Here is a 23,282-nt window from a genome sequence, read left to right as displayed (position 1 = left end):
GGGCCAGGCCTTATTCGCCCGAAACGCCGCGGCTGATGGGTGAAATGAACGGCGTGCTCCAGGTTCCGCCGACGAAAAACGACGACTGGTTGGGTCCCTGCTGGCCGCTCTTCTGCGTTGCTGGCTGATCCGGCTGGATGACACCGCCCGACAGCGCCAGTCCGCGTCCTGCGTAGGATGCGATGCCGGAAAGCCAGATCTTGTATTTCGCCGAATTGGCCTCGGCCTTGTCCAGTCTGGCCACGCCTCGCGAAATGGTTGCCTTCACTTCGGCGCCATCGATGGGCAGCGTCCCGTCCGAGACATCGTCGAGCGCGAAGAAGCCGCCCTGTTCGGTATGCTTGAGAAAGGCCGGCAGGTTGAACTTGCTGAGCGCGCCAGGGCCAAAGGTCGCCGAGACAGAGCCGTCGGCGTTCTCAAAAACCGAATCCCAGGTCCTTCCTGGTCCCTTGAGGATGACCGAGACGGTGCCCGTGCCGACCGGCACCAGCCGGGTCATCCCGGCCGCGGTGCCGAACGCCCCGCCATCGACATCGGAGGCCAGCAGCCGGATCTCGACCTGAGTGCCCTCGGGCTTGCGGTCGAAACGAAGGCTGGTCTGGATGTTGCCGCCGAAGGCGGAGGCGTCGGAGATGTCAAAGACGGAAAGGCCGTCCTTGACCTGCGCGGTGGCCGCGACATCGGCAAGCTGGATGCTCCCCGCCGTGGCATGCGCCGCCGATAGCCTGAGATCGAGGTTGACCCGGTCGGCGAAACTCGTGTCGATCTGACCTGGTTCGCCGCTGCTCGCCGGTCCCAGCGACGTGAAGGCGGATAGAAACGACCTGAGGTCGAGCGTGTCGAAGGCAAGTGTGCCCGAGATCACCGGCTGTGCCTCGCCAAGCGACACGTCCAGCGCACCCATGCCCGGATTGTTGTCCAGCGCCAGCGCCGTGTTCTCGAACTTGACGCGTCCGGCCGATGCCGTGACCTTGCTGGAAATGCTGACCGAGCCGATCGCGGCGCTCGGCGCGATGCCGGCCTGCGACCATTCCAGTACGCGGCGCAGCGAAGGAGCCGCGAATTTTACCTGGCCGTCGAAATAGGCGTTTTCGGACATGCTGGCCGTGCCGTCGAAGGAAAAGGTGGCCGGCGCCGCCTTGAAGGACAGGGTCAGCGGCGCCATGCCCCCGGCAAACAGCACCAGCGGCCTCGGCGAGGCGGCGTCCACGGTCACGCTTTCGCCACGCCAGATCCCGGTCGCGGACAGCGTCGCATTGCTGTTCATCGCCGCCCAGTTGGCCTGGCCGCTAAGACTGCTCAGGATCTCTTCATCCTTGCCGTTGACGGACGCCACCATGCGGCCGTCCCTGAACTCCACTGTGCCGAAAGTATCGGCCGGCAGTTTATCGAGGTCGGGCTTGGCGGGGTCGGCGTTGACCAGGCCACGGGCCGCGTCGATCGAGCGCGCGATGCGCCCGCCGGTCGGCGCCGTGGGCAGGAACAGACCGTCGGCCGTGCGCTGGACCCGGATCGTCGGCCGCACCAGTCGTGCCGTGGAAAACACCACATCGCCCTGCAATGCCGCCATGGCCGAGAGGTCGACCTCGACCCGTTCGGCTTCGACGACCGGCGGCGCATCGCCGTCGGTCCATTTTGACAGCGTCACATCGGTCAGGATCGCGCGGAAATTCGGCCAGACCTCGATTCGTGGCGACCCCTCGATGGCAACCCGAAAGCCACTCCAGGCGCTCAATTCCCACGCGATGCGGTCACGCACGATCCGCGTCGAGGCGATCAGCGGCAGGGCCGCGACCACCAGAGCGATGACGATCGCGGCAGCGCCGATCGCCCATACTCCGCGGCGGATCAAGGATGATGGCATATAGCCCCGTATGCTTCCATTCCGACAAAAACGAGCGTCCGACGGGTATAACCCCTGTCGTCACTACGACTTAGGGCCGACGCATTTCAAGTCTTTATGGCCCGGCGATGGCATTTGCGCACACCTGACCGCATCGGCCCAACAAAATCTTGCTCTGCCGCGCAGCGATATGCATAAGCGATGGCGACCGTGGGAGGATCGATCATGGCTGGCGAACTACCGCTCTGGACCCCGACGCAAGACCAGATTGATGCCTCGCCATTGACCGCTTTCATGAAGGCCGCGGCAGCGAGTACCGGCAGTCCATTCTCGTCCTATGCCGACCTCCACCTCTGGTCGGTCGAGAACCGGGAGGCGTTCTGGGGTCTCGTCTGGGATTTCTGCGGTCTTGAAGGCGACAAGGGTGAACGACTGCTGCTCGACGGCGAGAAGATGCCCGGCGCCTCTTTCTTTCCGGACGCATCTTTGAATTTCGCCGAAAACCTTCTGAAAAAGACCGGCGCTGGCGAGGCCATCGTCTTTCGCGGCGAGGACAAGGTCGAGAGGCGGCTGTCGTGGAATGAACTGCATGGCCTGGTCTCGCGCCTGCAGCAGCTTTTCCTGGCGCTCAAGGTGAAGAAGGGTGACCGTATAGCGGCGATGATGCCCAACATGCCCGAAGCCGTCGCCGCCATGCTGGCGGCGGCCTCCATCGGGGCGGTGTGGTCATCCTGTTCTCCCGATTTCGGCGAGCAGGGCGTGCTCGATAGGTTCGGCCAGATCGAGCCCGTCATCTTCATCGCGCCGGACGGCTATTGGTATAATGGCAAGGCGATCGAGGTCGCCGACAAGGTCAAGGCGGTCGCGGCCAGGCTCGGCGGCGTCCGCAAAGTCCTGCTCGTCGACTATCTTGGCACCTCCGCCGACGTGGCTGATACCATCGACAAGGCAGTGGCGATGGAAGAGGCCCTGTCGCCCTTTGCCGTCAGGCCCGTCACCTTCGAGGGGCTGCCGTTTTCGCATCCGCTCTACATCCTGTTTTCGTCCGGTACCACCGGCGTTCCCAAATGCATCGTCCATTCGGCCGGCGGCACGCTCATTCAGCATGTCAAGGAACACCGGTTGCATGCCGGCCTCGGCGATGGCGACCGCTTCTTCTATTTCACCACCTGCGGCTGGATGATGTGGAACTGGCTGGTTTCGGGCCTCGCTTCCGGCGCCACGTTGCTGCTCTACGACGGTTCTCCCTTCTATCCCGACGGCAATGTGCTGTTCGATTTCGCCGACGCTGAGAAGATGACCTTTTTCGGCACCTCGGCCAAGTTCATCGATTCAGTGCGCAAGGCCGGCCTCAAGCCGATCCGCAGCCATGATCTGTCGACGATACGCGCCATATCCTCCACCGGATCGCCGCTTTCGCCCGAGGATTTCCGCTTCGTCTATGATGGCATCAAGAAGGACGTGCACCTTGCCTCGGTGTCCGGGGGCACCGATATCGTCTCGTGCTTCGTGCTCGGCGTGCCGACCCAGCCGGTCTGGACCGGCGAGATCCAGGGGCCGGGCCTCGGCCTCGCCGTCGACGTCTGGGACGATGACGGCAAGCCGGTCCGGCAGGAGAAGGGAGAGCTGGTGTGCACCAGGGCTTTCCCGTCCATGCCGATCGGCTTCTGGAACGATCCCGACGGCAGGAAATACCAGGCGGCCTATTTCGAGCGTTTCGACAATGTCTGGTGCCATGGCGATTTCGCCGAATGGACCGATCATGGCGGCATGGTCATCCATGGCCGCTCCGACGCGACGCTCAACCCCGGCGGCGTGCGCATCGGCACGGCCGAGATCTACAACCAGGTCGAGCAGATGCCGGAAATCCTCGAGGCGCTGTGCATCGGCCAGGATTTCGACAATGATGTGCGCGTCGTGCTGTTCGTGCGGCTTGCCGCCGGCGTCAAGCTCGATGACGATCTCGAAAAGCGCATCCGGGCCAAGATCCGCAGCGGCGCCAGCCCACGCCATGTTCCGGCCAGGATCGTCGCCGTCTCCGACATCCCCCGCACCAAGTCGGGCAAGATCACCGAGCTTGCGGTGCGCGACGTGGTCCACGGCCGCGCCATCAAGAACAAGGAAGCGCTGGCCAACCCGGAAGCGCTGGAACTGTTCCGCGACTTGCCGCAGCTCGCGCAGTGACCACGACCGCCATGGTTAACGAAATATGTCGCACGAATTTACCTAGATTTCACGAGTGGTACACATTCGTAAATTTTTTGGCGCCCCGGTAAGGACTTGTTAAGGCCCGGCGTCGATAGTCGCACGTAACTTGAGGGAGAAATCCCGTTCCTCAGCCCCGAGGATCTGAATTCAGCTCAAGCCCCCGTTGTGACAGCAATCCAATTTCCTAAGGCGTCCTTACCGGGCGCCTTTTTTCTTGGCTTGCTACTCCGCGAGCACCCGGGTCGAGGGGAACGCAACCTCCACCAGCGTGCCTTCGCCGGGCGTCGAATTGATGGTGAAGCGGGCGCGGTTGGCTTCCACCATCGCCTTGGTCAGCGGCAGGCCAAGGCCGGTGCCGTCGCCGCGCCCGCGCTTCAGCGCATTGATCTGCTTGAACGGCTTCAGCGCCTGCTCGATCTCGGCCTGGCTCATGCCGATGCCGGTGTCGCGCACCCGCATGACGACGTCGCCCGAGGTCTCGTAGGCGGTCGAGACGATCACCTGGCCGCCAGCCTGGGTATAGCGCACGGCGTTGGACAGGATGTTGAGCGCGATCTGGCGCACGCTGCGCAGGTCCGCCACCACTTCCGGCAGCCGCGAGGCGAAGCTGGAGCGGATGATGACGCGTTCGCGGTTGGCCTGGGGCTGCATCATCGCCACGGTTTCGGCCAGTGTATCGTTGAGCGACACCGCCTCATAAGCCATTTCCTGCTGGCCGGCCTCGATCTTCGAGATATCCAGGAGGTCGTTGACCAGATCGAGCACGTGGTTGCCCGAGCGGTTGATGTCGCGCAGATAATCGCGGTAGCGGTCGTTGGCCACCGGCCCGAACTTCTCGTCGACCATCAGTTCGGAAAAGCCGATGATGGCGTTGAGCGGCGTGCGGATCTCATGGCTGATGCGGGCGAGGAAATCTGTCTTCTGCGAGGAGGCGCGTTCGGCCACCGCACGCGCCTGGGTGAGATCCTCTTCGGCCCGCTTCCACTGCGTGATGTCGCGCACCACGGCACAGAAGCCGCTGTCGTTGGGCAACCGGCCGATGGTCATGAACAGCGGGATGAAGCGTCCCTGTGCTTCGCGGCCGATCACCTCGCGGCCGTCGTTCAAGACGCTCGCCACACCAGGCTCCGACAGGCCGGTGAGATAGTCGCGCGCCGCGCGCTGGCTCTCGATGGCAAACAGCGAGGCGAACGGCTTGCCGGTCACCTCGTCGCTGTCGAAACCGAACAGCGCCTCGGCCGGGCGGCTGATCGAACGGATGGTGCCGTCGCTGCCGATCAGCACGACCCCGTCGGTAGCTGTGTCGATGATGGTGCGCATCTCGGCGATGCGTGCCTTGAGCTCGGAAATGTCGGGCTGCGTCGGCTCCTCGCCGATCGCATGCGCCGCCGCGGGCGCATCATCCTCGCCGGAACGGCGAACGACCAGCATCAGGGCCTTGCCGTCGCGCCAGGGCACGGAGCGCAGGATGGCGTCGATCGGGAATTCCTGCCCGTCGCGCGTCTTCAGCCGCAGCGCCCGGTCGCTGCCGTCGGAGGCGCCGTCATCGGCATAGGGATCGGCAAACAAAGCGCCGAGGCCGCCCGCATCCTCGAGGTCCTCCAGCGTCGCGTACCTGGTCAGGTCGAGGAATTCCTCGTTGGCATAGTGCAACTGGTCGCCTGAATGGATGATCAGCGGCACCGGCAGCTTGCCGAGCAGCGATGTATCGGGCGTCTTGTTTTCTGTGCCGACGGAAAAAGCCGACGGCATGAACCCTTCGGTCTTGAGCGGCGGTACCTGCAGCCGTGGCGGCTGGATGAGCGTCTCGGCCGCGTGATGCGTGCCGCCGGTTCCGCCGGTGGCCGCAATCGCTTGATCGCCGGATGCAGTTGCTGCGTCGCCGGCCCAATCCTCGTCATCCTCGGCGTCGCGAAAATCGTCTGACGTCATGCTGTCGTCATCGGCCGGTGCTTGGGCAGGTTCTGCCTGGGCCGCAGCCTCGCCATCCTCGGCCGTCGCCGCCTCTTTGTCGCTATCGTGGGCGGCATAGTCGAGCAGGGAGCCCGAGGCCTCCGGCGGCGGGGATCCGGAGGCCGGCGCCTGTTGTTCGGCCTGGTCCGGTTGCGCACCGTCGAGCCGCGCCAGATCCCTCTGATCCTCGGCATCGCTTGGGGAAAATTCGCCCGCATCCGGCTCGTCTTCCGCATCGGGCGCTGCCATCTCATGCGCCGGGCCGCTCGCCGGTTCTTGGCTCAAGCCTGCTGGTCCGGCATTCGGGTCGGCGATATCCGCCCGCGGCTTCGCATCGGCCTCCGGCTTGGCCGCGTCGTGCGGCCCGGGCAAGGACCCTATTCCGGCACCTTGTTCCGCCTGCCTTGCCGGCTCGGCTGCCGCCGGCGGCTCTGCCGTGGAACTGTCTTTTTTCAGCCGCTCGCCGATCTCGCGGAATGCGCTGCGTTCCAGCGAGGACAGTCCCTTGTCGTTGGCCGGCTGCCGGTGTTCGGCCAACCGGATGACCTTGTCGGCAAAGCGCCGCTCCGGTTTCGGGACGATGGTCAGCGCCGGCACTTCGCCCTTGAACGGATCCGATGCTTTTGGTTCTTCGGCCTTTGGGTCTTCCGGCATTGTCTCCACGGTTTTCGGCTTGGGTGCCGCCGGCATCTCGCCATTGGGCACCAGGGCCATGCCGATCGCTTCCGGATCGACGACCGCATCCCCGCTTCGCGCGACGCCGAAGCCGCGAAAGCCTTCGAAGGCGCGGCCGCGCCCATAGACAGGCAATGCCGCCAGGTCGACAGGGATCTTCAGGTCGGTACCGACGACCGGCCACAGCACCGAGCGGCCGGACCAGGTGTCGCGCCGCTCCAGCAGGCCGGAGATCTCGCCGGATGCATCAAGGCCGAAGGCCGCCGCCACATCTCGGAAGCGCCGGCCGATCACGTCGGCGGCCGGATGGCCGACGATATCGGCGAATTCCGGCGACAGGGCGCTGAACTTACCCTCGGCGTCGGTCCGCCAGACAAAACGCAGCGGTGCGGCCGAGCGGTCTATCGTCCGGGTGGCCATGGTCGCGGTCGGGGCTACGGGCGAGGTGGCCTCGTCCTGCTTTACGCTGTGCACCGCAGCTTCGGTGCCGACCGCCTCTGCCACGTGTTTCGGTTCCGGCGCGGCTGGCGCGTCGTCTTCTCCGGCATTGAAATACCAATGATCGTGCTGCCCCGGCGTGCCCGCCGCCGGCTGATCATTGTCGGCGGCAGCGGGTGTCGGCCCGGCCGGCTCCTCGATTTCCCGCGCTGTCGGCTCCGGCATCTCGCCAGCCATGGGTTCGGAAGGGACGTGTTCGTGCTCGGTCGCGGCAGCGACGGGCAACCGCTCGCTCGCCTCTGTCGCGGCGGTTCCCACCATCCGAACGCCAACCTCCTCGGCAGGGCTTTCCGTGGTCGCGGGCGAACCGTCTGCCGGAGCCGCGCTGTCCTCGAGTTGGTCCTCGTCTATCACCACCAGCAGATGCCGCTCCGGCGTCAGCCGGGCGAGACCGGCGGGGTAGGAGGTCCTGCCGCCCGGAACGAGGCGCTTGACGATGCGCTCGCCCTCGGCCGCGACGTCTGCCACCAGGGCCGCCAGTGTCGCGGGCTGGATGCCAAGCGCCGAAAATCCCTCCGAGGCGGCCTCGACATTGCCCTTGGCATCGATGAAGGCGATGAAATGGCCGTCTTCGGTAAAGCCGCTGATTGCCCGGCCGGCGATCTCGGCGGCACTGCGCGAGCCGGTCTGCGCGGCCGGCACCGCCAGCATGATGGCATTCTCGCCGTCGGGCAGGGTCACGGCACTGGCGAGAAAGCCGACGGCACGACTGGTCATGCCGGTCGCCAGGCGCACGGTGATCGATCGATCGACCCCGATCTGGGGAAAACCGCTGGTCGCCATGACCTGGCGGCGTGCGACCAGCGGCAGCCGGGCCGAGGCCCCAATGATCGCTTCGATGTCGCGATAGCCGAACATGGCGGCGCCCGGCCCGTTGGCCCAGATCACCTGCTCGAGGTCCACCGACAGGATCGCGATTGCGTCGCCGGCGGCAAACCGCTGGCGGACCGCGTCAAGCACGGCGACGTCGAGGAAGGAATATTCGGACGGCATGCGCTTGGCGAACCCTCACGGAGCGGCGAATTTGCAGTTAACGCTTTGTTAATAAAAGCCGCAGCCACGAAGGTCCACAAGCCAGAACGTGCAAAGGCTGAATTTTGGCCGTTTGGTTAACGTCCGAAAACATTTTTTTGTGCACTGCAACAAAGATATTGCAATGCACAAGATTTGCCTTTATATTGCCATCATACATGAACGAGACGGCTTTCTGTCAAAGCCGCTGCCGCTGAAAAGGATGGAAAATGTCCAGGACCAAGACCGCCGAGACGATTGAAAACGTTGAATTCCCGAGCTTCGACGCTTCCAAGGCCACCGACCAGATCCGCGCTTTCGCCGAAAAGGGCGTTGAGCAGTCGAAGGAGGCCTACGCCAAGCTCAAGACCGGTGCCGAGGAGACCCAGAAGGCCCTGGAGTCGACCTACGAAACCGCCAAGGCTGTTTCCAGCGACCTGTCGCTCAAGACCATCACCGCGCTGCGCGCCAACGCCGAGGCCGGCTTCTCGCATCTCGAAGCCCTGATCGGCGCGAAGTCGCTGTCGGAAGTCATCGAGTTGCAGACCGCGTTCCTGCGTAAGCGCGTCGAACTGACCGTCGAGCAGGCCAAGGACTTCCAGGCCGTTGCCTCCAAGGCGGCCGAGGACGTCTCGAAGCCGATCAAGACCGCCTTCGAGAAGGCGATCAAGGAAATCAAGGCCGCCTAACAAGTGCGCATCGTCCGCGGATGCAACAAAAGGTCGCATTTTGTCGGACAAATAGATGTGAGACAGTGGCGACCGAGCGAATACCCGGCAAGTGGAACCTCCTCCCTCTGCTCTTCGGGGTGACCAGCCAGCACCTCCTCCCGCTGGCTCGTAACAGGAAAAGGCCGGCACCTCCTCCCGCCGGCCTTTTTCTTTGCCCGGCGAAAGGGGCGCCGCTGTGGGGAAGTGGCCTTTGCTTTGCAAAAGCCTTGAATTAGAATTCATAAGCCCGTAAGGACGCATCGCCGAACGAAAGAGCGGATCGCGGAGAGTGAACCTTCCACCCCGATCCTGCTACCAACGTTAAGACGTGCCGTTGTAGCTCAGATGGTTAGAGCGCCGGATTGTGGATCCGGAGGTCGCTGGTTCGATCCCAGCCAACGGTACCACTAGCACTCTCCCCATAACCGGTCGAAACTATTGGAGAAGGTTTTTCCAATAGCGGGTCCTTTCCTGATTGCATCGCCTTCGATGCTGCGCCCCTTGCTCTCGCGCACCGCAACTTTCGCGGTGTTCCGGCGCATCAGTAAGTGATGGCTCGACCCGCAAAACCACGCCCCGCTCTTAAACCGTCGGCTGCGGCCCGGGCCTCGCGAACCCGACCCGTCAGCTGTAGAAATCCTGGTACCACTCGACGAACCGCCCCACCCCCTCGGTGACGGAGGTGCGGGGGCGATAGCTGACCGCCGCCTGCAGCGCCGAAGTGTCGGCGAAGGTGTCGGGCACGTCGCCGGCCTGCAGCGGCAGCAGCTCGATCACCGCCTTGCGGCCGAGCGCGTTTTCCAGCGCCTCGACATAGGCGGTCAGCTTCACCGGGTTGTTGTTGCCGATGTTGAAGATGCGCCAGGGCGCGCTGCTGGTCGCCGGATCCGGACGGCCGGAATCCCAGGCCGGGTTGGCCGCGGCGGGGCTGTCGCTGGCACGGATCACGCCCTCGGCGATGTCCTCGACATAGGTGAAGTCGCGCGTGTGGTTGCCGTTGTTGAACAGCTTGATCGGCTCACCGGCCAGGATGCTCCTGGTGAACAGGAACAGCGCCATGTCAGGGCGGCCCCAGGGGCCGTACACGGTGAAGAAGCGCAGCCCCGTGGTCGGCAGGCCGAACAGGTGGCTGTAGCTGTGCGCCATCAGTTCGTTGGCACGCTTGGTGGCGGCGTAGAACTGCAGCGGATGGTCGGCCGGCCGATGCTCGGAAAACGGCATGTCGGTGTTGGCGCCGTAGACGCTCGAGGTGCTGGCATAGGTCAGGTGCCCGACACGGCTGCCGCGGCAGGCCTCGAGCATGTTGGTGTAGGCGATAATGTTGCTCTCGACATAGGCACGCGGATTTTCCAGGCTGTAGCGCACGCCGGCCTGGGCGGCGAGATGGATCACCCGGTCGAAGCCATGGTCGGCAAAGCAGCCGTCGACCACGCCCCTGTCGGCGAGATCGCCATGGATGAAATGATAGCCGGCATTGGTCTTGCGGCTCGCCTCGTCCAGGAGCCGCAGCCGCGCCTGCTTGATTTGCGGGTCGTAGTAATCGTTGATGCTGTCGATGCCGACGACCTCGTCACCGCGCTCCAGGAGCCGCCTGGCGACATGATAGCCTATGAAGCCGGCAGCGCCGGTGACCAGTACCTTCATCAGAAGGCATTATAGGTTGCGCCGCGAAACCGGCATCCTGCGGACGCATGATATGTCCAGCCCATGGCTCTCGGGCTGGACCCGGCATGCGGAATTCCAGGCCTGCTTAGCGGAAAGCCCTGGAAATCTGGTCCGTGAGAGGTTTCAGCATATACGACCAGACATTGCGTTCATCCGTGCGGATGTGAACTTCCGCTGGCATGCCCGGTCTGAGTTGCCTGGCTTCCTTCAAGCACTCCGACTGACTGTCGACCTTGATACGGGCCGAAAAGTACGAAAGCTGGCGTTGCGGATCTTTGATCAGGTCCGCCGAGATGTACTTGACGGAGCCGTTGCAAACAGGGGTAGTCCCGGCATCGAAAGCTGGAAACCGGATCGAAACGCTCTGTCCCGGGTTGACGTCGTCTATGCGGGAAGGAGGGATCAACGCGTCCACGACAAGGTTGTCGGCCTCGGGAACGATCGTCATCAGCAGTTCGCCCGGGGCGACCACGCCGCCGACAGTGTGAACGGACGACTGCTGAACTGTGCCGGATTGCGGAGCGCGGATCTCGGTTTTGGTCAGTTCGTCTTGCGCCACGATCTTGCGTTCGTTGAGTTCGGTGCGCTTGGCTTCAGTCTCGCGCAGTTCACCGGTCACATCGCTTCGCCGTTGCTCGTCGAGCTGCAGGATTTGCAACTCGATCTCGCTGATCTTGGCCTGTGCCTCTGCTACCGCGGCTGCAAGTCGCCCCGACTCGCCCTTGGCTCGCGTCGCATCCAGCCTGACGTTGCTGATCCTCTCTTTGGATACCAGTTTCTTCGAATAGAGGGCATCGACATCCGTAAGGTCAGTGCTCAGCAGCGCCGCTGATTCATCGGCTGCAACCTGCTGCGCCTTCAGGCCATCGATCTGACGCTCGAGTTGCTTTGTTTGGCTCGACAAGAGCGCCTTCTGCCCGGCCAATGCCGAGGCACGGGTTTCGAACAGAGCGCGCTCGCCGCTGACAAGGGCGGCCAGCTCCGGCTTTGGCATCCCGGCCTCAAGGCCGGCTGGAAGCTGCATTTCACGCAAACCGCCGCGTTCGGCCTCCAGTCGCGCAAGCCGCACCGTGGTGCGATCAAGATCTTCGCTGATGATCTGCAGATTGGCCCGTGGCAGCGTGCCGTCCAGCCGGACCAATATGTCACCGGCCCGAACATGGTCGCCGTCTTGCGCAAAGATGCCGCCGATCGTGCCGCCGGTCTGGTGCTGGACCTTCTTGATGTTGCTTTCGACCACCACCGTGGCGGGCGCGATCACGGCACCAGCTATCTTGGTCAAGCCAAGCCATGCTCCGCCGCCGACCACCAGCAGGCCAGTCACAACGAGCCCCAGCGTCATGCTTGGCCAAAGGGTCCCTGGCGCAGGGATGCTGCCTGGCACCTTTGGCAAGTCGGTTTCGGCGGGCTGGTATCGAGTTCCGAACCGGGCAAGTGTCGGCATGAACGCAAGCACGCGGGGCAAGATGTCACGCATGTCCGGTCACTCCCGAGTGGATGGGCGCGATCGAAGATGGACGTTGCGCGGCAGGCGAGGGCGGCCGCCGCATGCCGGCAAGCACTTCCTCGCGCGAGCCGAAGGTGCGCAGCCTGCCATCCGCCAGGACCATGACCTGATCGATGTTGGTGAGGGCAGATGGCCTGTGTGCAACAACGATCACAATACCCCCACGCTGGCGGACGGCCATGATGGCTCCGGCCAGGGCGGCGTCACCTTCAACGTCGAGATTTGAGTTTGGCTCGTCCAGCACGACCAGGAACGGGTTGCCGTAGAGCGCCCGGGCAAGGCCGATAAGCTGCCTTTGCCCTGCCGACAGCGCTCTTCCTCCCTCGCCGATGCGCGTCTGGAAGCCTGCCGGCAGATGCATGATCATCGAGTGGACGCCCGCGGCTTTCGCCGCGGCGAGCACGCCCTGGGGGTCGCTCTTGCCGCCAAATCTCGAAATATTGTCCGCCACCGTCCCGTCGAACAGTTCAACATCTTGCGGCAGATAGCCAATGTGGGCGCCGAGCCGTTGCGCGTCCCACTGGTCGAGAGAGGCCCCGTCCAGCCGTACCGTGCCGTGCAGAGGGCTCCAAACTCCCACCAGCGCGCGCACCAATGTTGTCTTTCCCGAGCCGCTTGGGCCGATAACGGCCATTCCCGCGCCGCTCGAAAGCTGGAAGCTTACATCGATGAGCGTCGGCCTGGGTGTACCCGGAGGCGCTACCGCCAAACTATCGACCGCCAGACGAGCCTCTGGCGGCGGCAACTTCATGGATTCGATTGGACTCTCGAACGCACGGAGCGCCGCTTTCAACTGGGAATAGCTCTGCCGGGTGGACAGGAAACCCCGCCAGTTCGCAATCGCCGCATCGACCGGGGCTAGCGCGCGACCCAGCAATATCGACGACGCGATGATCACGCCAGGGGATGCTTCGCCTCCGATGACGAGATACGCGCCGAGCCCTAGCACCGAAGATTGCAGCACCATCCTAAGCGCCTTCGACAGCGAGCTGATTCCACCCACGATGTCGGAGAGCCGCTCCTGATAGGAGAGATAAGCGTGAGTGACTTCGCCCCAGCGCCCCGCCAGCCGTTCGGAGAGGCCCATGGCGTGGACCACCTCGGCGTTCCGACGGCCGGAATCAGCAAGCGCGCGCTGTGTCAGGATCGCTTCGGACGCCAGCGCCGCAGGGCGGCGGCTGATGATCTCAGCCACGATGGTCAGCACGACGACGGCGACGGAGCCGAGGGTCGCAAGCACGCCGAGCGACGGATGCAACATGTAGATAATGAGCAGATAAAACGGGATCCATGGCGCGTCGAAAAGAACCGTCGGCCCCGTTCCCGAAAGGAATGCGCGCAACTGATCCAGGTCCCGCAACGGAAGCACCCGGTCCGCTTCTCGACCGGCCCTGAGCGGAAGAAGCAACGAAATCGCGAATGTTCTCTGCTGTAAACTGCAGTAGAATCGACTGGCGATTCGGACCAGCAGGCGAAGCCGCACGAAATCGAGCAGACCGTAGGCCGCGTAGAGGCCCAGCATTCCGATGGTAAACCCGACCAAGGTCGGGACGCTTTGCGACGGCAGGACGCGATCATAGACCTGCAGCATGTAAACGGATCCGGTCAACGCAAGGATGTTTATCATTGCGGAAAAGAGTCCGATGCCAGCTATCCCAGGCAGGCAGTCCAGTATTGCGGAGCGTAGCGGAGAGGCGTTTTGTGGTTCTTTATTCATAGCTTATTGCTATGACACGACGTTGTCGTGTGTCTTTCTTTGTTCATCCGAAGGTAACCTTTTCTGATTCCACCATATCACATGTGCCCCCGGGACATGATGGCTCGCTAACATATGGCGAACTTTATGCAAAATGAAGCGAAATCGTGGCCGGGAGTCGCGGTGGGGAGAGGGGTGCCTGTGAAAACAGTGGAGAACTGTGCATGCGGTCGTCAGTGGAAAACCCGCAGATTTCTCTGCAAGCCACTGACTTTACAGTAAATTGCACCGACCCGTTGATGTGGCCATCCCCACAGCGATCAAAAACTTCGTTCAAAGATGTTGGTATGTGATTTTCATCTAATGTAGCTTTCGGTCTAACCCCCATCCAGGGCGGGGTGTTGCCAAACAAGAAGGAAAACGCATGGCGACTCTCCATTATGCATCAGGCGGTTCGGCTGCCGAAGTTGCGGGCGCCGGATTTAACCTGGCGGACGTTCAGTATCTTTCGCAGGTCAATGAGCTGCCCAGCGGAATGAAGGGGCTTGTCTATCTAAGCGCTCATGACGGGGTGACCTCGTCGTTCATCGAAAAAGTCACGCCCTTCCTCAACAATCCAAAAGTGTTTGGATTTTTCCTGATGGACGAGCCGGATCCTACCGGCAGATGGGGCACCTACGCGAGTGCGGCAAATCTGAAGGCTGAATCCGACTGGATCCATTCCCATTTCCCGGGCGCCAAGACCTTCATCACCATGATGAATATGGGGTCGTCCACCAACCCGGACTTTTCCAACACCTATAATCCCGCCAACACCGGGATCGACTACTATGGACTGGACCCATACCCGGTTCGCACGGGGATAAGCAGCGTCGACTACAACATGATCGACAGAGCCGTGGCTGCGGCCGTGAAATCAGGCATTCCGGCTGACAAGATCGTTCCTGTATATCAGACATTTGGCGGCGGCGGTTGGCAGACGGACACCGGCGGCAAGCACGTCATGCCGACGTCGACCCAAATGCAAACGATGATCGATCACTGGGCAAAGTTGGTTCCGTCCCCAGCCTTCGACTATGCGTATGCCTGGGGTTCTCAGAATGGCGACACCGCCCTGGAGAACTCCCCTGAGTTGCAGGCCGTTTTTCGCCAGCACAACCTCGCCAGCCCTAGTCCTTCGACACCGCCTCCGAGTTCTGAGCCGACAACGCCTACGCCCACCACGCCGACTGTCCCCGATCCCACGCAGTCGACCCATCACATCTTCCATGGCGGCCCTGGCGCGGACGTATTTCATTCGACCAGCGGGGACGACGTTTACTATGTCAACAATGCACATGATAAGGTGATGGAGGCATCAGGCGGCGGCTTCGACAAGGTGGTCGCCTCGGTCAGCTACGCATTGTCTGCTGGTTCGCATGTCGAGCAACTCTCGACCGACAAGACGGGCGGCACACATACGATCAACTTGACGGGCAACGAGTTCGGCCAGGCGATCAATGGCAATTACGGCGCCAACAAGATCGATGGTCGAGGCGGCGCCGATACAATGAAAGGCTATGGCGGCAACGACACCTATTTTGTCGACAATGTGCATGACAAGGTGGTGGAGCAGCCAGGCAACGGCAAGGACGCGGTGTTCGCCTCGGTGAGCTATGCTCTCTCGGCGGGCTCATCCGTCGAGAAACTTGCGACCACGCAGGCTTCGGGAACGGGGCAAATCAACCTGACCGGCAACGAGTTTGCCCAGACGATCCAAGGAAATGCCGGCGCCAACAAGATCAATGGCGGGGGTGGTTCCGATACGCTGACGGGCTTTGGCGGCAAGGACGTCTTCGTGTTCAACACCGCGCTTGGCTCTGGAAATATCGACAAGATAACCGACTTCAAGGTTTCCCAGGACAAGATCCAACTTGATCACAGCGTATTCACCGGACTCCAGCAGGGCGCCCTTTCGGCCGCGAACTTCCACATCGGCAAAGGTGCGCATGATGGAAGCGACCACGTCATCTATAACAGTTCGACCGGCGCGCTCTCTTTCGACAGTGACGGTATCGGCGGCCATGCTCAGACGCAGTTTGCGACCGTTGCTCCGCATCTCTCAATTGGCGCGAGCTCCTTTTTCGTGGTTTGACGCACGCAATTGTGCTTCCGGCAGGAGCTGAGCGCTCCTGCCGGTCGGCTCCTCCGCTCGCCGTCGAGTTGAGCGCGCACGCCGCTTTTTGGGCTAAAAACGGCTGCCGTCCGAGGCATTGCGGGAACATTCTGCCTTGATCGTGGTTTGGTGCCATCGCGCAGGGGATGGATGACGTGCCAAGCTACGAAGTCGAGGAGATTTTCGCCGGCCAAGTCGTGGTGACCCACAAGGTAGTCGCACCAACTCCGTTTCGAGCAGCCAAGCTCGCGACAAACCGGGAAATCACGCTTCGTGCTTCCGAGGTCCGCTGGATCCGGGTATTCGAGCAGGACGGCCGCCGCCGAGCCTATGAATATACGTTCTCGGATCGACCTCAACCCACCCCAACGAGCAATCTTGATAGTCCGATCACCCGTTCGCGATGAATGCGCATTCGCGCGGCTGATCCCATAGCGCACGGCGTCTCGATCCAAACAGTCCAGCCCGCGGTCTGATCCTTGCGCCGTTGGCACGCAAGCATGGTTCTAGTTGCGTCATTCGAACGGACGAGGACAACGGCCAGCCCTGCCCGTAGCCTGAATTGCTGGTGTAAATCGCAACGAAATCGGGCCATGGGAAACGATCCAAGTTCGAGCCGCTTATGGGAGCCGAAGGCCTGCTGGATTTCGGGAGCGGCACGATGAACCCGCACCTGGTCTGCATCGGCGGCGAGGATCACGCCCTGAGAATCTCGTTTCTGATGGAACTCCGCGAGCGGGGTTTTCGGGTCACCGCGGTCTCGACCGGCGATGAAGCTCTGTTTTTACGGCACGGCATTCCGCACCGCCGCTACGAGTTCAATCGCTTTGCCAATGGCAGCGGCAAAGCCGGGACGATCAGGACATTGCGAAGGTTGTTGCGGGAACTCTGCCCCGACATCGTCCAAAGCTTCGATACGAAACCCAATTTGCTAACCCCGCTGGCGGTGCGGGGAGAAGTCCCGGTCGTCCGCACGATCAACGGCTTGGGCTGGACCTTCTCATCGCTGGAGCCGCGAGCCTTGGCCATGCGGCCCGCCTTCTGCGGTCTGCAGTGGGTTGCTTCCTTCTGGACTGCTGCCACGGTTTTCCAAAATCGCGACGACCAAGCCTTTTTTGAGCGCTATCGGCTGATCCCACGCGGCAGCGGACGCCTTATTCAGGGGTCGGGCATCGACGTCAATGCATTCGCGGTGGCAAGACGTCTTGCCTCATCTCCAGCGGCAATGCGGCGGGAATTCGGACTGGAATCGGCCGAGATCGTCATTTTTGTCGGCCGGCTCACCCGCCTTAAGGGCATTCCGACCCTTCTCGAGGCGATTCCGCACATTCTCTCCAAAAGACCTCATGCGCGTTTCGTGCTCGTTGGCCCACGGGAATCGGAAGGACCATTCGCCGTCGAAAAGTCCGAAATCCAACGATTTGCTTCTCATGTAACCGTGCTGGGCAAACGGCATGATGTCCCCAGTCTGCTTGGCATGGCTGATTTGTTCGCCTTCCCAACACAATATCGGGAGGGCGTTCCGCGCGTCTTGCTGGAAGCCGGACTCGCTGGATTGCCGATAGTCGCATCGCGAATGCCCGGTTGCAGCGACGTCGTCGAAGATGGGTGGAACGGTTATCTGGTCACGCCGCGCGATGCTCGCGCCCTTGCGGACCGGATAGTCGACATACTGTCGGACCGCACCTTGGGAGCGGCCATGGGGCAGCGCTCCGCCTCGCTTGTCAGGGAGCGTTTTGCCCTGCCGGGCATCGTCGACCAGTACTGCGATGTCTATAAGAGCAATCTCAGGACCAAATCTCGCGGCTTGCTTGCTCCATCGCCTCTGGAGAGCGGCATTGCGAACCGCCGGTTGGACGGGGCGCGGCAATGATGCGCGACGCGTTGCTTGCCGGCGGTGTCATCCTGTCAGCCGCGTCGCAGCTCTCCGTCCCCGGCATGCCATTCGGCTATGGCGAACTGCTCCTGGCGCTTTGGATCATGCTGTCGGCCGGACGAATGTTGGTCGGCGGGCGCGTCGAAGCGACACCAGCCTTCGCGCAACTCGCGACTTTTTGGCTGCTCCTTTCTCTCGCATTGGGGATCGGCACGATCGTCGGCTACTTGACGACCCTGCTTTACCCGACAGGGTTGTTGCACGACACAATGGCCTACGTGCTGTTGGCCAGCATCACTTGCCTGGCGAGTGTTGAGCCCGACGCGGGGCGTCGTCTTCGGCGCAGCGGTTGGTGGACAATCGTGTTCGCCGACGCAATATTTGCCATCCAACTCGCCATCGCGTGGGGCTGGCTCCATCAGCCCGGCGTCGATCCGTGGTATTGGGACCGCTTCCGCGGCTGGTCTGAAAATCCGAACCAGCTCGCGCTCTATTGCGCGCTTCTTGGTCCGCTGGCGCTGCACCTTGCAACCACTACTCGCAATCGGTGGGGTCAGGTCCTTGCGCTCTCAAGCCTCGTGTTCATCTTTTTTGTCGGCCGCCTGACCAGGAGCGATGCCTATCTCTACACCACGATTGTAAGCGGCGTCGCCTTCCTCGGGTTGCGGTTGAAGGCATGGTTGGCATCCGATGGCAATCGAACCAGCCTGCCCAGGCAGATCGCACTTCTGCTGATGGTCGGCGCTGTCCCCTTGGTGATAGCGATGACCCCCTATCTTCTTAGCGAGGAAAGCTTTGCGGCGAATTTTGCCAAGAGCCTCACCAAGGACGGAGGCGGCGAGGCCACGGCTGAAACATTCGAACTTCGGGTTTATCTGTGGGATGAGGCGCTTCAGAAGGGGCTGCAATCGGCATCGCTCGGCCTCGGTCCTGGCCCCCACCTGGAGCGCCCGCCGACGGCCGACATGCAATTTCTGGAGCGGCCGTTCGAAGCGCACAATACGGTTCTCGACCTCTATCTGCAGGGCGGGCTGGTCGCGGTCATCGCCTTGCTGTGGATCGTTGGATCGGCGGCCATGTCCGCCTGGCGCGCTCGCTACGACGCGCTTTTGGTGCTCGTGGCGTCCGCAGCCGTGTTCAGCATACCGCACCTCATCATTCGTCATCCGATCGTGTGGTTTGCATTGACCTTCTGCCTCGTCGCGGGACCGCCAAGCGTTTTCCGGCGCGAGCTTGAGCCTTCAGAGGTGATGTGATGTGCGGGATAGCCGGGATACTTCTCGCGTCCAATGCTGCCGACCCCAAGTCGCTCGATCAGATCGGGCAAATGATGATGGCGCTTCGTCACCGCGGTCCGGATGGCGAAGGACTCTGGACGGATCGCGAAGCAGGCATTGCCTTAGGCCACAGGCGGCTGGCGATCGTCGATCTGTCGGAAACGGGGCAACAGCCCATGCTGTCCACAAGCGGTCGGTATGCGATCACCTTCAACGGCGAGATATATAATTTCCGTGACCTGCGTCTCGAGCTTGAAGGCGTCGGGCACCATTTCCGCGGCACCAGCGACACGGAAGTCATGTTGTGTGCGATCGAGAGCTGGGGCCTCGAGGCCGCACTCCAGCGTTTTGCTGGCATGTTCGCGTTCGCCTTGTGGGACCTGAAGACGAGGACCCTCCATCTCGCGCGGGATCGACTGGGCAAAAAGCCCCTCTACATCGCTTCAGCCAGGCATGCGCTGGTCTTTGCTTCCGAACTGAAAGCAATCAGCCGCTTTTCAGGCTACTCTCCGGAGATCGATCTGGATGCCGCCACTGCAATGCTTTCCAAGGGGTGGGTCCCGGATCAGAGTTGCATTTGGCGAGGTGTCTTCAAGCTGCCACCCGGCTCGGTCCTGACCCTCACGGCCGCGACTGTGGCGGAGGGGCGCGGGGCCGCCTCCCTTTCGCAGGGCGCAAGTCGCTGGTGGTCGCTGGCCGAAGTCGCCAAGAACGGCCGAGAACACCAGATCGCCGGCAGTGACGACGATTTGACCAATGAACTGGATGATCTGCTCCGGCTTGCCGTTCGCGAGCGCATGATCGCCGACGTTCCGTTGGGCGGTTTCCTGTCGGGAGGCGTCGACAGCTCTACCGTTGCAGCCTTGATGCAGGCTCAATCGCCAAATCCCGTGCGCACTTTCACCATCGCCTTCGCGGAGAGCGGCTTTGACGAGGCCCCTTACGCCGCCGAGGTAGCGCGCCATCTGGGCACCCACCACACGGAACTACACCTTTCGGCCGCCGCCGCGCGTGACGTGATCCCCGAACTGCCAACGGTGTGGGATGAGCCATTCGCCGACGAATCGCAGATACCGACTCTGCTGGTGGCGCGGCTGGCCCGCCAGCACGTGACCGTGGCGCTGTCGGGGGACGGCGGAGACGAGTGCTTTGCAGGCTATGGCCGCCACTTCATGGCGGACCGGCTGAAACGGTACCAAGGCCTACCCGCAAGTGCACGACGAACGGTGGCGGCCGGCGCAGGGATGCTGTCCAGGGCGGCTCGTCACGATTTCATTGGCAACCTGCCACTTCCGTCGCATGTGCGGCATGCGCTGCGCAGCGATCGGCTCACTCGCTTCGCCTGGCTTCTCGCCGCGAAGGATGAAGACGAGCTGCACAGGCGGCTGACGGGATCATCGGCCGAAAACCTCACCCGGCACGAGACTCCTGCATCCATAGTCTCTGCACCGCGGCTCGACGGGCTGTTGTCTCGCCTCCTGTACGACGACATGTCCGGTTACCTCGCTGGTGACATTCTCGTCAAACTGGATCGAGCCAGCATGGCCAACAGCCTCGAGGCGCGTTGTCCCCTGCTGGACCACCGCGCCGTCGAATTCGCTTGGCGCCTTCCGGCTGCCATGAAGGTTCGCAACGGCAGAGGCAAGTGGATCCTTCGAAATGTGCTGCGTCGTTATCTTCCGCAACGGCTGATCGACCGGCCGAAGCAGGGCTTCGACGTGCCGATCGCGGCTTGGCTGCGGGGCCCGTTGCGCAGCTGGGCCACCGATATTCTGTCCGATGTTCGCAACCAGGGCGAAGGCTTGCTGGACAGCACAAAGGTGGACGCCTGCTGGCGCGATCACGTTACAGGACAGGACCGCTCCCGTGAACTGTGGTCGGTGCTGATGTTTCAAGCCTGGTGCAACGAGGCCAAGCGGCAGGCGTCGGCATCGAACTCATCCCGTGAACTCGATCTGGCAGGAGTATGAAATGGCGGGTTCCGCAGTCAGCCGAATTGAATTGCCACGAGCCACCCCGGTGGCTGCCCCGGTTCCTGAAAGCAGGGCCCGCGTACGGCCTCCCAGAAGCGCCCCGAATTCAGCAACCCCGTCTCGCCAACTGCTGGTGACATTAGCGAGCAGGAAATGGATCATTCTGCTCTTCGCGGTTGTCGGCGGCATCTTGGCGGCCTTGGCGGGAATAACCCGCCCTACCATGTACGAAGCCACCAGCCAGCTTATCATAGACGCTCCTGCCAGGGCGGCCCTTCCCGCCAGCCCGGGCTCAGCGCAGGACATGATCGATTCAAGCATTGACGACCACATCACGATGCTCTCGTCGGAGAGCCACCTTCGTCGAGTCGCCGCAGCGCTGCGTCAACCGAGCGCGGCCAACGCGACCGCACAACCGCAAGCCGGGAAGGGAAGCTCCAGCCAGGGGCCAACGCCCGCCGATCCGCCGACATCGCACTCTTTCGCTGGCGATCTGCTGAAGCGCCTTTGGCCGCGGGATGTTGTATCCACCAATGCGCCGCAAGCAGCAGAGGCCGCCGAGATGAAAGCGCTGCGCAAAGGGGTAAGGGTCGGACAAGAGCTCCGGTCCCGGGTCATTTCCGTCGGCTTCTCGGACGATGACCCGGCGCGCGCGGCGCTGGTGGCCAATACATTCACCAAGATCTATGTCGACGACCTCGCGCAGAAAAGTCAGGCGTCGAACATGCAGGAACTTGACGCCGTCGTCGCCAGTTTGCCCAAACTGCAGAATGAACTGGTGGATGCGTCCAATCGGCTCGAGGAGTATCGGCTGAGCCATGGCGCGGTCGATCAAGGCTCGGCTGACAAGGTGGCCGGGGAGAGGGCGGATCTCAGCCAACAGATATCGATGTCCAAAGCGGATCTGGCGGCGCTGGAGTCCCGGCTCCAGCGTATCCAGGAGCTTCGAAAGCAGGGCGCGCCGGCCGCGACCCTGGCCGAGGCCGCCGGCACGCAGGAGTTGGCCGACCTTTCGGCTCGCGTGGCCAGGGCGCCAGCGGACAAGGATCTGGCCAATGCCTTTTCCGTCGCGATCGAAAAGGCAATCGCTGATATCGTCGCTGAAGCGGACATCTATCGTGCCCAGGTCGAGGTTCTGGGAAATCGAATGCATGTGCTCGATGCGGTCGCGGCCGACACGGCCAGCCGGCTCGCCGGTTTGCGGGCGCTCGAACCTCAAGTCAGCCTCCTGACGCAACGCTACAACGAACTTCTCGGCCGCCAGCAGGACCTGAAGCGGCGCATCGGAGCTCCGTCCGCCGGGGTCTCGGTCCTTTCCGTTGCATGGCCGCCGACAATTCCGCAGACATTGCCGCCGGTTTTTTTGGTTCCACCGGGAATGATTGCGTTCGGCCTCCTTGGCGCCGTTTTGGTCCTCATGCGAAATCGCTTCGATCGCACCTTGCGCGGTGAAGCGGAGGCGGAAGCCGTGCTCAGGATACCGTGCGTGGGGCTCGTGCCCGAACCGGGCAGGATGCACGCCAAACAGTTGCGTGACTTGGTTTTGGGCCAGCCCAAGTCGGCCTACAGCCGTGCGGTGACGTCGCTGCTGGTCGCGGCCGCGCCAAATCAGGCAAGGGGTCGTGCTCCGCACACGATCCTGCTCACGCCAAGCGTCCGGGCTGACGGAGCGACCGAGCTTGCGTGGGGCCTGGCCTTGGCGGCCACCCGACTGGGCAATCGTGTTCTTCTGGTGGATCTCCAGCGGGCGGGCTCCCAACTTACGCCCGAGTTTCTGCGCCAGTTCAACGGACCCAAGGCCCGTCATTCCTTCGCGGACTACATCAGCAGTCGTTGTACCTTGGATGACGCGGTCGCCAGCATTCCCGAAATTGGCATCGACCTGACGACCATGGCACCTGCAGAAGATCTTTTGGCTCTCCTGGCGCGTGTCGACACCGCCAAGTGCAGGGAAGATCTGCACTCGGCGTACAGCCTCGTCATCATAAACGGGCCATCGGGGCTGGCTGGGCCAGAAGCCATGTTCCTCAAGAGCTGGGCGGACGCGGTTCTCGTTACCGTTCGCTGGGCAAGAACCTCGCGGCATGTCGCGCGCGGGGTGGTGGAGCAGCTCCTGAGCGACGGAACGCTCTCGGTTCCGGTGGCGAGCGTCCTCACCCGGGTGAACCTCACCCGGTACGGCAGATATCGGTTTGGCGACAGTGCCGATCTTTTGCGCGAGAGGATCTCATGAAT

Annotated in this window: 13 protein-coding genes and 1 tRNA gene; 9 read left to right on the top strand and 5 right to left on the bottom strand. The window is 62.6% G+C overall.

Annotation, left to right across the window (positions count from 1 at the left end; translation table 11 throughout):
* Positions 1-10: 10 nt before the first annotated feature.
* Complete coding sequence (locus FJ527_RS00770; protein ID WP_140614648.1) at positions 11-1,864, bottom strand: AsmA family protein; 1,854 nt, start codon at positions 1,862-1,864, stop codon at positions 11-13.
* Positions 1,865-2,068: 204 nt separating this feature from the next.
* On the opposite strand from FJ527_RS00770, the gene FJ527_RS00765 reads away from it, so the two are divergent.
* Positions 2,069-4,027 (top strand): acetoacetate--CoA ligase, encoded by a 1,959-nt coding sequence (locus FJ527_RS00765; RefSeq protein ID WP_140821192.1) that lies wholly within the window; start codon positions 2,069-2,071, stop codon positions 4,025-4,027.
* Between the two features lie 246 nt (positions 4,028-4,273).
* Here the strand turns inward: FJ527_RS00765 and FJ527_RS00760 are convergent, their stop codons facing one another.
* Positions 4,274-8,170 carry a PAS domain S-box protein gene (locus tag FJ527_RS00760; RefSeq protein ID WP_140821190.1) on the bottom strand — a complete coding sequence of 1,299 codons (3,897 nt, stop codon included), beginning with the start codon at positions 8,168-8,170 and terminating at the stop codon, positions 4,274-4,276.
* A 248-nt stretch (positions 8,171-8,418) separates the two neighbouring features.
* On the opposite strand from FJ527_RS00760, the gene FJ527_RS00755 reads away from it, so the two are divergent.
* Both FJ527_RS00755 and FJ527_RS00750 read left to right on the top strand, forming a co-directional pair.
* A complete protein-coding gene (locus FJ527_RS00755) occupies positions 8,419-8,877 on the top strand; it encodes a phasin (protein ID WP_140614645.1) in 459 nt (152 codons plus the stop codon).
* A gap of 351 nt (positions 8,878-9,228) precedes the next feature.
* A tRNA-His gene (locus FJ527_RS00750) sits at positions 9,229-9,305 on the top strand.
* 217 nt (positions 9,306-9,522) lie between these two features.
* Here FJ527_RS00750 and FJ527_RS00745 read toward each other — a convergent pair.
* The 3 genes from FJ527_RS00745 to FJ527_RS00735 form a co-directional block, all read right to left on the bottom strand.
* Complete coding sequence (locus FJ527_RS00745; protein ID WP_140821188.1) at positions 9,523-10,542, bottom strand: NAD-dependent epimerase; 1,020 nt, start codon at positions 10,540-10,542, stop codon at positions 9,523-9,525.
* A gap of 106 nt (positions 10,543-10,648) precedes the next feature.
* Positions 10,649-12,040, bottom strand: coding sequence for an HlyD family type I secretion periplasmic adaptor subunit (locus FJ527_RS00740; RefSeq protein WP_140660800.1), 1,392 nt, complete (start codon positions 12,038-12,040; stop codon positions 10,649-10,651).
* Positions 12,033-13,787 carry a type I secretion system permease/ATPase gene (locus FJ527_RS00735; RefSeq protein ID WP_140614642.1) on the bottom strand — a complete coding sequence of 585 codons (1,755 nt, stop codon included), beginning with the start codon at positions 13,785-13,787 and terminating at the stop codon, positions 12,033-12,035. Before FJ527_RS00735 ends, FJ527_RS00740 begins: the two co-directional genes overlap by 8 nt.
* Positions 13,788-14,190: 403 nt before the next feature.
* Between FJ527_RS00735 and FJ527_RS00730 the strand changes: the two genes are divergently transcribed.
* The 6 genes from FJ527_RS00730 to FJ527_RS00705 all read left to right on the top strand — a co-directional run bounded on the left by FJ527_RS00730 (position 14,191) and on the right by FJ527_RS00705 (position 23,280).
* Positions 14,191-15,900, top strand: coding sequence for a calcium-binding protein (locus tag FJ527_RS00730; RefSeq protein WP_140660802.1), 1,710 nt, complete (start codon positions 14,191-14,193; stop codon positions 15,898-15,900).
* 176 nt (positions 15,901-16,076) lie between these two features.
* Positions 16,077-16,328, top strand: coding sequence for a hypothetical protein (locus FJ527_RS00725; protein WP_140660803.1), 252 nt, complete (start codon positions 16,077-16,079; stop codon positions 16,326-16,328).
* Positions 16,329-16,582: 254 nt separating this feature from the next.
* Positions 16,583-17,794, top strand: a complete 1,212-nt coding sequence (locus tag FJ527_RS00720; RefSeq protein WP_140821721.1) for a glycosyltransferase — start codon at positions 16,583-16,585, stop codon at positions 17,792-17,794.
* Positions 17,791-19,053 carry an O-antigen ligase family protein gene (locus tag FJ527_RS00715; RefSeq protein ID WP_140715622.1) on the top strand — a complete coding sequence of 421 codons (1,263 nt, stop codon included), beginning with the start codon at positions 17,791-17,793 and terminating at the stop codon, positions 19,051-19,053. Before FJ527_RS00720 ends, FJ527_RS00715 begins: the two co-directional genes overlap by 4 nt.
* Positions 19,053-21,044 carry an asparagine synthase (glutamine-hydrolyzing) gene (asnB, locus tag FJ527_RS00710; RefSeq protein ID WP_140821187.1) on the top strand — a complete coding sequence of 664 codons (1,992 nt, stop codon included), beginning with the start codon at positions 19,053-19,055 and terminating at the stop codon, positions 21,042-21,044. Before FJ527_RS00715 ends, asnB begins: the two co-directional genes overlap by 1 nt.
* A gap of 1 nt (position 21,045) precedes the next feature.
* A complete protein-coding gene (locus tag FJ527_RS00705; protein ID WP_140821719.1) occupies positions 21,046-23,280 on the top strand; it encodes an exopolysaccharide transport family protein in 2,235 nt (744 codons plus the stop codon).
* Positions 23,281-23,282 lie beyond the last annotated feature (2 nt).

Origin of the sequence: Mesorhizobium sp. B2-4-18 (genome assembly GCF_006441385.1) — a bacterium.
Lineage (GTDB): Bacteria > Pseudomonadota > Alphaproteobacteria > Rhizobiales > Rhizobiaceae > Mesorhizobium > Mesorhizobium australicum.
The sequence above is the reverse complement of the archived record's forward strand: the minus strand, read 5'-3'. Positions and strand labels throughout refer to the sequence as shown.

What these genes read in the sequence shown, in the direction of transcription:
- FJ527_RS00770 (WP_140614648.1), bottom strand. Translation starts at nt 1,864, where the DNA reads ATGCCATCATCCTTGATCCGCCGCGGAGTATGGGCGATCGGCGCTGCC.
- FJ527_RS00765 (WP_140821192.1), top strand. Translation starts at nt 2,069, where the DNA reads ATGGCTGGCGAACTACCGCTCTGGACCCCGACGCAAGACCAGATTGAT.
- FJ527_RS00760 (WP_140821190.1), bottom strand. Translation starts at nt 8,170, where the DNA reads ATGCCGTCCGAATATTCCTTCCTCGACGTCGCCGTGCTTGACGCGGTC.
- FJ527_RS00755 (WP_140614645.1), top strand. Translation starts at nt 8,419, where the DNA reads ATGTCCAGGACCAAGACCGCCGAGACGATTGAAAACGTTGAATTCCCG.
- FJ527_RS00745 (WP_140821188.1), bottom strand. Translation starts at nt 10,542, where the DNA reads ATGAAGGTACTGGTCACCGGCGCTGCCGGCTTCATAGGCTATCATGTC.
- FJ527_RS00740 (WP_140660800.1), bottom strand. Translation starts at nt 12,040, where the DNA reads ATGCGTGACATCTTGCCCCGCGTGCTTGCGTTCATGCCGACACTTGCC.
- FJ527_RS00735 (WP_140614642.1), bottom strand. Translation starts at nt 13,787, where the DNA reads ATGAATAAAGAACCACAAAACGCCTCTCCGCTACGCTCCGCAATACTG.
- FJ527_RS00730 (WP_140660802.1), top strand. Translation starts at nt 14,191, where the DNA reads ATGGCGACTCTCCATTATGCATCAGGCGGTTCGGCTGCCGAAGTTGCG.
- FJ527_RS00720 (WP_140821721.1), top strand. Translation starts at nt 16,583, where the DNA reads ATGAACCCGCACCTGGTCTGCATCGGCGGCGAGGATCACGCCCTGAGA.
- FJ527_RS00715 (WP_140715622.1), top strand. Translation starts at nt 17,791, where the DNA reads ATGATGCGCGACGCGTTGCTTGCCGGCGGTGTCATCCTGTCAGCCGCG.
- asnB (WP_140821187.1), top strand. Translation starts at nt 19,053, where the DNA reads ATGTGCGGGATAGCCGGGATACTTCTCGCGTCCAATGCTGCCGACCCC.
- FJ527_RS00705 (WP_140821719.1), top strand. Translation starts at nt 21,046, where the DNA reads ATGGCGGGTTCCGCAGTCAGCCGAATTGAATTGCCACGAGCCACCCCG.